Source organism: Streptomyces sp. NBC_00316 (assembly GCF_036158715.1).
In the GTDB taxonomy this organism is placed as follows: Bacteria; Actinomycetota; Actinomycetes; order Streptomycetales; family Streptomycetaceae; genus Streptomyces.
The window spans coordinates 5,712,255-5,726,559 of record NZ_CP108023.1 but is presented as its reverse complement, the minus strand read 5'-3'; the positions used below and the strand labels follow the sequence as shown (position 1 = coordinate 5,726,559).

11 protein-coding genes and 1 pseudogene are annotated in these 14,305 nt (G+C 69.2%); 11 read left to right on the top strand and 1 reads right to left on the bottom strand.

Features of this window, described 5'->3' with window-relative positions:
• The first annotated feature begins 7 nt into the window (after positions 1–7).
• The 9 genes and pseudogenes from OG878_RS25495 to OG878_RS25455 form a co-directional block, all read left to right on the top strand.
• A complete protein-coding gene (locus OG878_RS25495; RefSeq protein WP_328888919.1) occupies positions 8–1,168 on the top strand; it encodes an acyl-CoA dehydrogenase family protein in 1,161 nt (386 codons plus the stop codon).
• A 64-nt stretch (positions 1,169–1,232) separates the two neighbouring features.
• Entirely contained in the window at positions 1,233–1,874 is a 642-nt protein-coding gene (locus OG878_RS25490) for a GNAT family N-acetyltransferase (protein ID WP_328888918.1), read from the top strand.
• Positions 1,871–2,230, top strand: coding sequence for a hypothetical protein (locus tag OG878_RS25485; RefSeq protein ID WP_328888917.1), 360 nt, complete (start codon positions 1,871–1,873; stop codon positions 2,228–2,230). The genes OG878_RS25490 and OG878_RS25485 overlap by 4 nt, the downstream gene beginning before the upstream one ends.
• A 108-nt stretch (positions 2,231–2,338) precedes the next feature.
• Entirely contained in the window at positions 2,339–3,373 is a 1,035-nt protein-coding gene (locus tag OG878_RS25480; RefSeq protein ID WP_328888916.1) for an ABC transporter substrate-binding protein, read from the top strand.
• A gap of 135 nt (positions 3,374–3,508) precedes the next feature.
• On the top strand, positions 3,509–4,360 hold the full coding sequence (locus tag OG878_RS25475) for a siderophore-interacting protein (protein ID WP_328888915.1): 852 nt from the start codon (positions 3,509–3,511) through the stop codon (positions 4,358–4,360).
• A gap of 158 nt (positions 4,361–4,518) precedes the next feature.
• The gene (locus OG878_RS25470; protein WP_328888914.1) at positions 4,519–5,967 is read left to right on the top strand and encodes a pyridoxal phosphate-dependent decarboxylase family protein; all 1,449 of its coding nucleotides are present in this window, start codon (positions 4,519–4,521) and stop codon (positions 5,965–5,967) included.
• A gap of 331 nt (positions 5,968–6,298) precedes the next feature.
• Positions 6,299–7,588 (top strand): lysine N(6)-hydroxylase/L-ornithine N(5)-oxygenase family protein, encoded by a 1,290-nt coding sequence (locus OG878_RS25465; RefSeq protein WP_328888913.1) that lies wholly within the window; start codon positions 6,299–6,301, stop codon positions 7,586–7,588.
• Positions 7,585–8,136, top strand: a complete 552-nt coding sequence (locus OG878_RS25460; protein WP_328888912.1) for a GNAT family N-acetyltransferase — start codon at positions 7,585–7,587, stop codon at positions 8,134–8,136. Before OG878_RS25465 ends, OG878_RS25460 begins: the two co-directional genes overlap by 4 nt.
• Positions 8,133–9,905, top strand: a pseudogene (locus OG878_RS25455) (IucA/IucC family protein); the annotation flags it as partial. The gene OG878_RS25460 and the pseudogene OG878_RS25455, both read left to right, overlap by 4 nt.
• Before the next feature lie 240 nt (positions 9,906–10,145).
• Here the strand turns inward: OG878_RS25455 and OG878_RS25450 are convergent.
• A complete protein-coding gene (locus tag OG878_RS25450) occupies positions 10,146–11,783 on the bottom strand; it encodes a beta-N-acetylhexosaminidase (RefSeq protein ID WP_328888911.1) in 1,638 nt (545 codons plus the stop codon).
• Between the two features lie 318 nt (positions 11,784–12,101).
• Here OG878_RS25450 and OG878_RS25445 point away from each other — a divergent pair, with 318 nt between their 5' ends.
• Together OG878_RS25445 and glmS are read left to right on the top strand one after the other, a co-directional pair.
• Entirely contained in the window at positions 12,102–12,377 is a 276-nt protein-coding gene (locus tag OG878_RS25445) for a hypothetical protein (protein ID WP_277326331.1), read from the top strand.
• Positions 12,378–12,421: 44 nt separating this feature from the next.
• Positions 12,422–14,251, top strand: a complete 1,830-nt coding sequence (gene glmS, locus OG878_RS25440) for a glutamine--fructose-6-phosphate transaminase (isomerizing) (RefSeq protein ID WP_328888910.1) — start codon at positions 12,422–12,424, stop codon at positions 14,249–14,251.
• Positions 14,252–14,305: the final 54 nt, after the last annotated feature.

Here is a 14,305-nt window from a genome sequence, read left to right as displayed (position 1 = left end):
CCCCGCCATGTCCCTGGACCATCGGCTGACCGCCGAACACGAGGAACTGCGCCGCACCGTCGAGGAGTTCGCGCACGACGTGGTCGCCCCGAAGATCGGCGACTTCTACGAGCGCCATGAGTTCCCTTACGAGATCGTGCGCGAAATGGGGCGGATGGGCCTGTTCGGGCTGCCGTTCCCGGAGGAGTACGGCGGTATGGGCGGCGACTATCTCGCCCTCGGGATCGCCCTGGAGGAGCTGGCCCGGGTCGACTCGTCCGTGGCGATCACCCTGGAGGCCGGGGTCTCGCTCGGCGCGATGCCGGTCTACCACTTCGGTACGGAGGAGCAGAAGCAGCAGTGGCTGCCCAGGCTCTGCTCGGGCGAGGCGCTCGGCGCCTTCGGGCTGACCGAGCCGGACTGCGGGTCCGACGCGGGCGGCACCCGGACGACGGCCGTACGCGACGGCGACGAGTGGGTGATCAACGGTTCCAAGTGCTTCATCACCAACTCCGGTACGGACATCACCGCGCTGGTCACGGTCACGGCGGTGACCGGCCACAAGGAGAACGGCGCGCCGCTGATCTCGTCGATCATCGTGCCGTCCGGCACCCCCGGCTTCACGGTCGCCGCCCCGTACTCCAAGGTCGGCTGGAACGCCTCGGACACCCGCGAGCTGTCCTTCGCCGACGTGCGGGTCCCGGCGGCGAACCTGCTGGGCGAGGAGGGCCGCGGGTACGCGCAGTTCCTGCGGATCCTGGACGAGGGACGGATCGCGATCTCCGCGCTGTCCACGGGTCTGGCGCAGGGCTGTGTGGACGAGTCGGTGAAGTACGCCAAGGAGCGGCACGCGTTCGGCCGGCCCATCGGCGCCAACCAGGCCATCCAGTTCAAGATCGCGGACATGGAGATGCGGGCGCACATGGCCCGGATCGGCTGGCGGGACGCGGCATCGAGGCTCGTGCACGGCGAACCGTTCAAGAAGGAGGCGGCGCTCGCGAAGCTGTACTCGTCGACGGTGGCCGTGGACAACGCGCGCGAGGCGACGCAGATCCACGGTGGCTACGGCTTCATGAACGAGTACCCGGTGGCGCGGATGTGGCGCGACTCCAAGATCCTGGAGATCGGCGAGGGCACGAGCGAGGTGCAGCGGATACTGATCGCACGGGAGCTGGGGCTGCCGGCCTGACGGTTCGACGGGGCGGGCCGTAATTGGGTCGACGAGGTGCCGCCCGCCCCGGCAGAGTCTGTTCATGGACCACCGGTACTGGCCCCTCCACGGGCTCCGCATCCGCACACCCCGCCTGGAACTCCGGGTCCCCGACCTGGAGTTGCTCGACGATCTCGCGTCGGTCGCCGCCGCCGGGGTGCATGCGCCGGACAGCATGCCGTTCACCGTGCCGTGGACCGACACCCCGCCGGACGAGCGTGGCCGGGGCGTGTTCCAGCATGTGCTGGGCAGCATCGCCAACTGGTCGGTACGGGACTGGGTGCTCAGCCTCGCCGTGCTGCACGAGGGCGAGGTGGTCGGGCGGCAGGACCTGGGGGCCACGGACTTCGCGGCGACCCGCGAGGTCAACACCGGGTCGTGGCTGGGGCTGACGCACCAAGGACAGGGCATCGGCACCGAGATGCGGGCCGCCGTGCTGCATCTGGCGTTCGCCGGGCTCGGCGCCCGGACCGCGACGTCGTCGGCGATGACCGACAACCCGCGTTCGCTGGGCGTCTCGCGCCGGCTCGGCTATCTGCCGGACGGGCTCCAGGTGGCCGCCCTGCGGGGCGCTCCCGTCACCCTGCAGCGGCTGCGGATCGACCGTGAGCGCTGGGAGGCGCATCGCACGGTCGATGTGCGGATCGAGGGACTCGACGCGTGCCGGAAGGACTTCGGCGGATGACGCTCCTGGTGCACACCTTCGTGCGGGGGAGGAGCGGCACGCCTCACCTGCTCGACAACCCCCCGGACGGCAGCGACATGGCGGGGTTCGAGAGCTGCCGGACCCACCTGTGGGGGGCGGAGCGGGTCCGGGCGCTCGGGGCCCGGTTCCTGCCGGAGCTCGCCTCCTACGACCTGTACGTCGAACCGGAGGACATCGAGGAGTTCCTCGCCGAGTGCGAACTGCTGCGTCCGCACACGGCGGCACTCGACGCGCACTGCGGCTACCGCGAGGGCTATGTCGCCGAGCGACTGGCCAACATCACCGCGGCGGCCCTTCGGGCCCGGGACGTGGGTGGCGGAGTTCTCGTCTGGTAGCCGGCCTGTTGGGCACGGGCACCCTCTGGACAGTTGCCAAGGTTAGGCTAACCTACCTTCGAACTCGTCAGCGGGCGCCCACCGGCGCGTACGAAAGCAGACACACCCATGCCCAAGGTCCGGACCACCTCCCTCTCCCGTCGCGGCCTGCTGGCCGCGGGCGGCGCCGTCGGTCTCGGCGCCGTGCTCGCAGCCTGCGGCGACAGCGACTCGAAAGGCTCCGGCTCGGGCTCCGCTTCGAGCTCCGCGAAGGCCGGCACCTGGACGTTCAAGGACGACCGCGGCGCGACCGCCGAGGCCAAGTCGACCCCGAAGAACATCGTCGCCTTCACCGGTGTCGCCGCAGCCCTCCACGACTACGGCATCGAGGTGAAGGGCGTCTTCGGCCCGACGAAGACCGCGGACGGCAAGCCCGATGTGCAGGCCGGCGACCTCGACATCAGCAAGGTCGAGATACTCGGCAACGTCTGGGGCGAGTTCAACGTCGAGAAGTACGCGGCGCTCGGCCCGGAGCTGCTCGTCACCGCAATGTGGGAGAAGGACGCCCTCTGGTACGTGCCGGACGAGTCCAAGGACAAGATCCTCAAGCTGGCCCCGAGCGTCGCCCTGTGGGCCGCCGAGACCACCATCCCCAAGGCGATCCAGCGCCACGAGGACCTCGCCGCGTCCCTCGGCGCCGACGTCAAGGCCGCCGAGGTCACCGACGCCAAGGCCCGCTTCGAGAAGGCCGCGGCCCGGTTGCGCGCAGCCGCCAAGTCGAAGCCGAACATCAAGGTCATGATCGGCTCGGCCAGCCAGGACCTCTTCTACGTCTCGCTCGCCAAGATGTCCGCGGACACCCTGTACTTCCAGGAACTGGGCGTGCAGTTCGTCGAGCCGAAGGTCAACGCCGCGGGCTTCTTCGAGGAGCTGAGCTGGGAGAACGTCGACAAGTACGACGCCGACATCATCATGATGGACAACCGCTCGTCGGCCCTGCAGCCCGACACCCTGACGACCAAGCCCACTTGGGCGCAGCTGCCCGCCGTGAAGGCCGGCCAGGTCATCCCGCGCACCACCGAGCCGATCTACTCGTACGACAAGTGCACGCCGATCCTCGAGGACCTCGCGAAGGCCCTCGAGAACGCCAAGAAGGCCGGCTGACGCACCGGAAGCGCTGCCGGAGCACTCCGGCAGCACACATCGCAGCAACCCAGTACCGGCCCGGCCCGGCCGGGATCTTCCCGGCGGGCCGGGCCGCGTCACCCACGCTTCCCGGTTCCTGGAAGGAGCCCTCGCATGACGACCGCCGCAGCTCCCCCCGTCGCCCCCTTCCGGTTCTTCGGTCTGACGGTCGTCCGGACCAGGCGACTGGGGCCGTCGATGCTCCGGATCACCTTCGGCGGGCCGGGACTCGACGGCTTCGCCGCCGGAGGCAGGGATCAGAGCCTGTCGCTGTTCCTGCCGCACCCCGGCCAGCCGGAACCAGTCGTTCCGGTCGACGAGGACGGCGAATGGTTCGCCGCCTGGCGGGCGTTGCCCGAGGACGTCCGGGCCGTCATGCGCTCGTACACGGTCCGCGCGCAGCGTCGCGGCCCCGACGGTTCGACCGAAATCGATATCGACTTCGCGCTGCACGAGGACGGGGGCCCGGCCTGCCGCTGGGCCGCCGCGGCCGCCCCGGGCGACCTCCTCAAGGCCCTCGGCCCGGCCGTCGAGGACAACGCGGCCGTCCGTTTCCGGCCTCCGGAAGACACCGACTGGGTGCTGATCTGGGCCGACGAGACGGCACTGCCCGCCGCATCGGCCGCCCTGGAGTGGCTGCCGGCCGGGATGCAGGCCCGGGTCTGGCTGGAGGTCCCGCACACCCGGGACCGCCAGGCGCTCAACACCGCGGCCCGCGCCCGGATCAGCTGGCTCGTCCGCGACGAGGGCGCACCGTCCGCCGTCGACGCGGTGCGCGCGGCCGAGCTCCCCGAGGGAACTCCGTACGTCTGGATCGCGGGCGAGTCGTCGGGCGTGAAGGCTCTGCGTCGCCATCTGGTGCAGGAGCGTCAGTTCGACCGCAGGCGGGTCACGTTCGTCGGTTACTGGCGGCGCGGGCTGAGCGAGGAGCAGCTGCGTTCGGAAGCGGCCACCGAGGACGCGTAAGGGCATGTGATTCGGACAACTTCTGCGTCCCGTGGGGGGCGAGGGAACAACGCGAATCGAAGTTAGGTTAGGCTAACCTTACTTCGGCATCGCGCCCTCGCCCCCTCCTTCTGTCCTGAGGGCCCGATGAAGATCCCCGCGTCCGGGAGGACCCCTTCATGCGTTCGCACCTGCTCAACGACACGACCGCGGAGCACTACCGTCGCTCCGTGACCGCAGGAGTCGAACGGGTCGCGGCCAAACTCGCTGCCACCGAGCGGCCGTTCACCGGAATCTCCGCCGACGAGCTGTCCCCGGTCGTCGACGCGATCGATCTGGACCGGCCGCTGGGCGACGCGACCGCCGCGCTCGACGAGCTCGACCGCGTCTATCTCCGTGATGCCGTCTACTTCCACCACCCCCGCTACCTGGGCCACCTCAACTGCCCCGTGGTCATCCCCGCCGTGCTCGGCGAGGCCGTGCTCTCGGCCGTCAACTCCTCGCTGGACACCTGGGACCAGAGTGCGGGCGGCACGCTCATCGAGCGTCGGCTGATCGACTGGACCACCGCCCGGATCGGCCTCGGACCGGCCGCCGACGGCATCTTCACCAGCGGGGGCACCCAGTCCAACCTGCAGGCCCTGCTGCTCGCCCGCGAAGAGGCCAAGTCCCGGCCCGAGCACTTCAACCGGCTGCGCATCCTCACCTCCGAGTGCAGCCACTTCAGCGTCCAGAAGTCGGCGAAACTCCTCGGCCTCGGACCGGACTCCGTCGTCTCCGTCCCCGTCGACCGGAACAAGCGCATGCAGACCGTGGCCCTGGCCCGCGCCCTGGAGCAGTGCGTCGCCGAGGGCGCCGTCCCGATGGCCGTCGTCGCCACCGCGGGCACCACGGACTTCGGCTCCATCGACCCGCTGCCCGAAATCGCGGCGCTCTGCGAGCAGTTCTCCACCTGGATGCATGTCGACGCCGCGTACGGCTGCGGACTGCTGGCCTCCCGCGGGCGCCGTCACCTCCTCGACGGCATCGAGCACGCCGACTCGGTGACCGTGGACTACCACAAGTCCCTCTTCCAGCCCGTGAGTTCGTCGGCCGTGCTGGTCCGCGACCGGGCGACGCTGCGGCACGCGACCTACCACGCGGAGTACCTCAACCCGCAGCGGATGGCCGAGGAGCGCATCCCCAACCAGGTCGACAAGTCCCTGCAGACCACCCGCAGATTCGACGCTCTGAAACTGTGGATGACCCTGCGCGTCATGGGCGCGGACGGCGTCGGCGAGCTCTTCGACGAAGTCTGCGACCTGGCCGCCGAGGGCTGGCGGCTGCTCACCGCCGACCCGCGCTTCGACGTCGTCGTCGAACCGCAGCTGTCCACCCTGGTGTTCCGCTGCATCCCGGCCGTCGTCACCTCGCCCGCCGAGATCGACCGGGCGAATCTCCACGCCCGCAAGGCGCTCTTCGCCTCCGGCGAGGCAGTGGTCGCCGGGACGAAGGTCGGTGGCCGCCAGTACCTGAAATTCACCCTGCTCAACCCTGAAACGACCGCGCGGGACATCGCCGCGGTACTCGATCTGATCGCCGGCCACGCCGAGCAGTACCTGGGAGACTCCCTTGACCGCGCTTCCTGACCGTTCCTGAACAGTGTGCGGGAGTGAGTCCGCGCACTGGCACGCCCCGAACGGTCTTGGGCGCACTGGTCCCCGGCGTACTCGACCCCGAGGCAGCGACACGCATCCCGTGCGTGGTCCGATCCCGGGAGGCCAGTTCCCTATGCGACCTGGCCATCGGGTGCGGCCAGAGGCGGCGGGGAGGCCCTGAACCATCTCTCCGGTGGAGCAGGGGCCCCGCACACTGGCACCGCACCCGGTGTCCCAGATCACACGGCGACCACACCCCGGCCCACACGCGGCACCGCAAGCCCACGAGCCGACCATCACACGATCGAGGTAAACCGACGTTATGCACGCTCCCCCGCGACCAATTGCCAACCCCCACGACTTCATCGGGATCGGCCTCGGCCCGTTCAACCTCGGCCTCGCCTGTCTGACCGAGCCCATCGACGAACTCAGCGGTGTGTTCCTGGAGTCCAAGCCGGACTTCGAGTGGCACGCCGGAATGTTCCTCGAAGGCGCCCATCTCCAGACGCCGTTCATGTCGGACCTGGTGACGATGGCCGACCCCACCTCGCCGTACTCGTTCCTCAACTACCTCAAGGAGCGCGGCCGGCTGTACTCCTTCTACATCCGGGAGAACTTCTACCCGCTGCGGACCGAGTACAACGACTACTGCCGGTGGGCCGCCGCCAAACTGAGCAGCGTCCGCTTCAACGAGACCGTCGAGTCGGTCACGTACGACGAGAGCACCGCTCTCTACACCGTGACCACCCGAGCCGGAGGCGTGTTCCGCGCCCCGCACCTGGTCCTGGGCACGGGCACTCCCCCGTACATCCCGGAGGCCTGCCAGGGGCTGGGCGGCGACTTCCTGCACAACTCCCGGTACCTGGAAGGGAAGGCGGCGCTTCAGGCGAAGAAGTCCGTCACCATCGTCGGCAGCGGGCAGAGCGCGGCGGAGATCTACTACGACCTGCTCTCCGAGATCGATGTGCACGGCTACCGGCTGAACTGGGTGACGCGCTCGCCGCGGTTCTTCCCGCTGGAGTACACCAAGCTGACGCTGGAGATGACCTCCCCGGAGTACATCGACTACTTCCACGCGCTGCCCGAGCAGACCCGCTACCGGGTGGAGTCCACCCAGAAGGGTCTCTTCAAGGGCATCGACTCGGAACTGATCGACGCGATCTTCGATCTGCTGTACCGGAAGAACCTGCCCGGCCCCGTGCCCACCCGCCTCCTCAGCAACTCCGCGCTGAACAGCGTGCGTTACGAGGAGTCCAGCGGTACGTACACCCTGGGCCTGCGCCAGGAGGAACAGGGCAAGGACTACACCCTCGGCACCGAGGGCCTGATCCTCGCCACCGGCTACCGCTACACCCCGCCGGCCTTCCTGGAGCCGATCACCGACCGGCTGCGCCATGACAGCCGGGGCCGCTTCGACGTGGCCCGCAACTACTCCATCGACACCACCGGGCGCGGCGTCTTCCTGCAGAACGCGGGCACGCACACCCACTCGATCACCTCGCCCGACCTGGGCATGGGTGCCTACCGCAACGCGTACATCATCGGCGAACTGCTCGGCCGTGAGTACTACCCGGTCGAGAAGTCCATCGCCTTCCAGGAGTTCGCCGTATGACCAACGACCTCGGCACGTTCACCGTCCGCGCCCTCGACCCGCTCGCCGACGCCGAACTCGTGCACAGCTGGGTCACCCACCCCAAGGCCGCCTTCTGGCTGATGGGCGACGCCGGACTCCAGGACGTCGAGCGGGAGTACACGGCGATCGCCGCCCACCCTCATCACGACGCGTTCCTGGGCCTGCACGACGGGGAGCCCGCCTTCCTGATGGAGCGGTACGACCCCACCGAGGTCGAGCTCAAGGGCCTGTACGAGGCCGAGCCCGGCGACATCGGGATGCACTTCCTGGTCACCCCGTCCGACACTCCGCTGCACGGCTTCACGCGCGCCGTGATCACCACCGTGATGGAGACGCTGTTCGCCGACCCGTCGGTACGCCGTGTGGTCGTCGAGCCCGACGCACGCAACAGCGCGGTGCACGCGCTCAACAAGGCCGTCGGCTTCGAGGTCCTCCGGGAGATCGCAAAGCCGGAGAAGAACGCCCTGCTCAGCGTCTGCACCCGGGAACAGTTCGAGGCCGCGCTTCGCGAAGGAGCCACCCGATGACCACGACCGCCGACGCCGTCGCGCACCTCACCCCCGAGCGCTGGGCCGCCGCCACCCGGCTGCTGATCCGTAAGGCGCTCGCGGAGTTCGCCCATGAGCGGCTGCTGACCCCCGAACCGCTCGGCGACGACCGCTACACGGTCCGCAGCGACGACTCCGCGACCGAGTACCGCTTCACCGCCCGGCGCTTCGCGCTCGACCACTGGCAGGTCGATGCGGCCTCCGTCACCCGTCACCGGCACGGCAGCGAACTCCCCCTGGACGCACTGGAGTTCTTCATCGAGCTGCGCGAGGCGCTCGGCCTCTCGGCGGAGATCCTGCCGGTCTACCTGGAGGAGATCTCCTCCACGCTGGCCGGCACCGCGTACAAACTGACCAAGGAGTCGGTGACCTCCGCCGGGCTCGTCGCCGCCGGCTTCCAGGCGATCGAGACGGGCATGACCGAGGGCCACCCCTGTTTCGTCGCCAACAACGGACGGCTCGGCTTCGGCGTCGACGAGTACCGCGCGTACGCTCCCGAGGCGGCGAGCGAGATCCGGCTGGTCTGGGTCGCCGCCCACCGTGACCGCGCCACCTTCACCGCGGGCGCCGGACTCGACTACTGCACGCTGATCGAGGGCGAGCTGAGCGAGGAGACCCGGGCCCGGTTCGCGACCACGATGGCCGGCCTCGGGCTCGACCTCGGCGACTACCTGCTGATACCCGTCCACCCCTGGCAGTGGTGGAACAAGCTCGCCGTCACCTTCGCCGGCGAGCTCGCCCGGCGCCACCTGGTCTGCCTCGGCGAGGGCGAGGACGCGTATCTCGCCCAGCAGTCGATCCGTACGTTCTTCAACACCAGCAACCCGGACCGGCACTACGTCAAGACGGCGCTGTCCGTCCTCAACATGGGCTTCATGCGCGGACTGTCCGCCGCGTACATGGAGGCGACGCCCGCGATCAACGACTGGCTGTCCGGGCTGATCGAGCGTGACGAGGTGCTGCGCGCCGCGCGGTTCTCGATCATCCGGGAGCGGGCGGCCATCGGCTACCACCACCGGGCGTACGAGGCGGCCACCGCCAAGGGTTCCCCGTACCTCAAAATGCTCGCCGCGCTCTGGCGGGAGAGCCCGGTGCCCGGCCTGGCGGCCGGCGAGCGGGTCGCGACGATGGCCTCGCTCGTCCACACCGACCACGAGGGCGGCTCCGTCGCGGCCGCGCTGATCGCCGAATCGGGACTGGCCCCCGCCGACTGGCTGCGACGCTACCTGGACGCCTATCTGGTGCCGGTCCTGCACAGCTTCTACGCCTACGACCTGGTGTACATGCCGCACGGCGAGAACGTCATCCTGGTGATCGAGGACGGAGTCGTCACCCGCACGGTCTTCAAGGACATCGCCGAGGAGATCGCGGTCATTGACCCGGACGCGGTGCTGCCGCCCCAGGTCGAGCGGGTCCGCGCCGAGGTCCCCGACGACATGAAACTGCTGTCGGTCTTCACCGACGTCTTCGACTGCTACTTCCGCTTCCTGGCCGCCGGACTCGCCACCGAGGGAGTCCTCGACGAGGACACCTTCTGGCGGACGGTCGCCGCGTGCGTCTCCGGCTACCAGGAGTCGGTGCCGCAACTGGCCGAGAAGTTCAAGCAGTACGACATGTTCACCGAGGAGTTCGCACTGTCCTGCCTGAACCGGCTGCAGCTGCGCAACAACAGGCAGATGGTCGACCTCACGGACCCGTCGGGAGCACTCCAGCTGATCGGCACCCTGAGGAACCCGATCGCGGGGTACCAGGGCTTTCGTTTGGATCAGGGAGCGGGGGCTGGTGCGTGCAGCTGCAGGGCGGAGGAAGGAGCCGACGCGGAGCGTCGGTGACCGACGACAACGGCAGATGCGCGTGCCGGACCCCGCGAGCCCGGCGTGATCCGAACGAGAGACCCTGGACCGTTGCTCCGATCGCCGGACGGGCCCGGCGCCTGCATGCCCGTCCGGCGATCGGGCATGCGGGCACCGGCCGGACGACCGGTCACCTCACTGCGTGGGCCACGGCACCTGCGGGGAGCGGTAGTAATCGATCCCCAGCGCCGAGAACCTCGGCCCCTGCGCCGCGAGGCGCACCTTGTACGCGTCCCAGTCGTGCGTGGACGCCGGCGACCACCCCAGCTCCGCAGCCCCCGGCAGCCGCGGGAACGCCATCTGCTCGATCTCGTCGCTGCTGGTCAGCGTCTCCGACCAGATCGGCGCCTCGACACCGAGGATCGAGCTCCCTGGGACGCCCTCCAGGTAGGTGCCCGGGTTCCAGTCGTACGAACGCTGTACCTCGACGTATCCGGCCCAGGCCAGCCCCAGCGCGGTGTCCTTGTCGTACTTCATGTCGAGGTAGACCCGGTCCGCAGGCGACAGCACCAGCTTCGTGCCGTTCGCCGCGGCGTCCGCCACCTGCTTGCGCTCGGCGGCGCCCGTCGCGTCGTACCCCCAGTACTGGGCGACCGCGCCCGCGACCGGTTTGGCCCCGGTCAGCTGGTGCCAGCCGACCACGGTCTTGCCGTGCTTGCCGACGATGGCCTGCGCCTTGTCCATGAACGCCACATAGTCGTCGTGGCCGGTGGAGCGCGCCTCGTCGCCGCCGATGTGGATGTATCTGCCGGGCGTGAGCGCGGCCAGCTCACGGATCACGTCGTTCACGAAGTCGTACGTGACGGCCTTCGGCGTGCACAGCGAGCTGAAACCGACGTTCGTGCCGGTGTAGAGCGGCGGCGCGGCGCCGTCGCAGTTCAGCTTGGCGTAGGAGGCGAGTGCCGCGTTCGTGTGGCCGGGCAGATCGATCTCGGGTACGACCTCCAGATAGCGCGAGGCCGCGTACCGGACGATCTCCTTGTAGTCGCTCTTCGTGTAGTAGCCGCCGGCACCCCCGCCGACCTCCGTCTGCCCGCCGTAGGCGGCCAGCCGCGGCCAGGAATCTATGGCGATGCGCCAGCCCTGGTCGTCGGAGAGATGCAGATGGAGCTTGTTCATCTTGTAGAGGGCGATCTGGTCGATGTAACGCTTGACCTCGGCGACGGAGAAGAAGTGCCGGGAGACATCGAGCATCGCCCCCCGGTACGCATAACGCGGCGCGTCGGTGACCGTGCCGCCCGCGACCTTCCACGGGCCCTTCTGACGGCTGTTCATCTCCACCTGATCCGGGAGCAGCTGACGCAGCGTCTGAACGCCGTGGAAGAGCCCTGCCGGGCCGCGTGCGGTGATGGTGACGGACCCGCGAGCGGACCTCAGCGTGTAGCCCTCGGCGCCCAGGGCGCTGTCGTGGGAGCCGAGCCGCAGCCGGATGCCGTCACCGCCGTCGTGGCCGGTGACGGGCAGGTCGTAGCCGGTGGAGGGGCGCAGCACGCCCGCCAGGTAGTCACCGATCTTCCGGGCCTCGCGGGAGCCGTCGTCGACGCGGATCTTCGTCCCTGCGGTGATGGCGTACGGGGATCCGTCCGGACTCACCCGGGCGGGGGCGGGCACGATCTGCCCGAGCGGACGGGGTGAACCGGCGGCCTGGCCACTGGTGGCCGCTGCCGCCCCCTGCGGCACTGCGCCTGCGCTGGAGATACCGGCCGCTGTGAGGAGCAGCAACGAGCCGAGAAGGCGGGGAAGGGCGGTGCGTTGTGTCCTGTGCACTCTCACAAGCCGGGTACCTTTCGACGGTTCACACCTGCGGATCTCCTGAGCAACCGCGCATCGCCATGCGTATCGCGAGCCCCCCGCACGGTCAAGGTGTAGACCACTTCCCCGTTTCCCCGCCGAGGAATCTGCCGTACGGCGGGATTCATCCGAGGGGGCGTCCACCCCGCATCACTCCTGAGTGACACATTCGTGACCTTGGGTAGTAAAAGCAGCAAACAATGCCGCTTCGATGCCCACGGAGGGGGCAATCACCGTCACGCCTGCCCGATATCGGGCAGAATTGTTGCGTACAGCCCGCATCCACCGCAGTATCAACGAGTGCTCGAACGCCGCCCGTCGCATGACGACCTCATCGATCACCTGGTGCGCTCCACCACGCTTCAGCGTGGTGAGGCAGCCCGGGTGATCCTCGACGTGCTGGCGTACTTCGACGAGACGACCGATGACTTCGTCCGCCGCCGCCACCGCGAGCTGCAGTCCGGCGGCCTGGTGAACGCGGAGATCTTCGAACGCATCGCGGCCGAGCTGCCGCATCGTGCGGTCGCGCCGCCGGAGCTCTCGCTCCGCCAGCTGCGCCGCATCGTCTACGGCTGAGCAACGGGCACCAACAAGTACGTCGATGGAGGGGCAGAGACTCTATGTGTGGAATCGTCGGATACATCGGAAAGCGTGACGTGGCTCCACTGCTGCTGGAAGGGCTGCAGCGGCTGGAGTACCGGGGTTACGACTCCGCGGGCATCGTCATCACCGGCAAGGCCGCGGCCGGCAAGCCCGCCGCGCTGAAGATGGTCAAGGCGAAGGGCCGGGTGCGCGAGCTGGAGGCCCGTGTCCCCAAGCGCTTCAACGGCACCACCGGTATCGCCCACACCCGCTGGGCCACCCACGGCGCCCCGAGCGACGAGAACGCGCACCCGCACCTGGACGCCGACCACAAGGTCGCCGTCGTCCACAACGGCATCGTCGACAACGCCTCCGAGCTCCGTGCGAAGCTCGTCGCCGACGGCGTGGTCTTCCTCTCCGAGACCGACACCGAGGTGCTGGTCCACCTGATCGCCCGCTCCCAGGCGGACACCCTGGAGGAGAAGGTCCGCGAGGCCCTGCGCTCGGTCGAGGGCACGTACGGCATCGCTGTCATGCACGCCGACTTCAGCGACCGCATCGTCGTCGCCCGCAACGGCTCCCCGGTCGTCCTCGGCATCGGCGAGAAGGAGATGTTCGTCGCCTCCGACGTCGCCGCGCTGGTCGCCCACACCCGCCAGGTCGTCACGCTCGACGACGGCGAGATGGCCACCCTCAAGGCCGACGACTTCCGTACGTACACCACCGAGGGCTCCAGCACGACGGCCACGCCGACCACCGTGGAGTGGGAGGCCGAGTCGTACGACATGGGCGGCCACGACACGTACATGCACAAGGAGATCTCCGAGCAGGCCGACGCCGTCGACCGGGTGCTGCGCGGACGGATCGACGACCGGTTCTCCACCGTGCACCTGGGCGGCCTCAACCTGGACGCCCGTGAGGCGCGCGGGGTCCGCCGGATCAAGATCCTGGGCTGCGGAACCTCGTACCACGCGGGCCAGATCGGCGCCCAGCTGATCGAGGAGCTGGCCCGCATCCCCGCGGACGCCGAACCCGCCTCCGAGTTCCGCTACCGCAACCCGGTCGTCGACCCCGACACGCTGTACGTCGCGGTCTCCCAGTCCGGCGAGACGTACGACGTGCTGGCCGCCGTCCAGGAGCTCAAGCGCAAGGGCGCCAGGGTCCTCGGTGTGGTCAACGTGGTCGGCTCGGCGATCGCCCGCGAGGCCGACGGCGGCACGTACGTCCACGCCGGTCCCGAGGTCTGCGTCGTCTCCACCAAGTGCTTCACCAACACGGTGGTCGCGTTCGCGCTGCTCGCGCTGCACCTGGGCCGGATCCGCGACCTGTCGGTCGCCGACGGCAAGCGGATCATCGAGGGCCTGCGCAAGCTGCCCGCCCAGATCACCGAGATCCTCGAGAGCGAGGACGAGATCAAGAAGCTGGCCGCCGAGTACGCCGACGCCAAGTCCATGATGTTCATCGGCCGGGTGCGCGGCTACCCCGTCGCCCGTGAGGCCTCGCTGAAGCTCAAGGAGGTCTCGTACATCCACGCCGAGGCCTACCCGGCGTCCGAGCTGAAGCACGGCCCGCTGGCTCTGATCGAGCCCTCGATGCCGACGGTCGCGATCGTGCCCGACGACGACCTGCTGGAGAAGAACCGTGCCGCGATGGAGGAGATCAAGGCCCGCAGCGGCCGGATCCTCGCGGTCGCGCACCAGGTGCAGGAGAAGGCCGACCACACCATCGTCGTGCCGAAGAACGAGGACGAGCTGGACCCGATCCTGATGGGCATCCCGCTCCAGCTCTTCGCGTACCACACGGCGCTGGCCATGGGCCGCGACATCGACAAGCCGCGGAACCTGGCGAAGTCCGTCACGGTCGAGTAGCCCCCGCCCGCCGTACGCAGCAGAGAGCGGCCCCGCACCGCGCCACCATGGGTG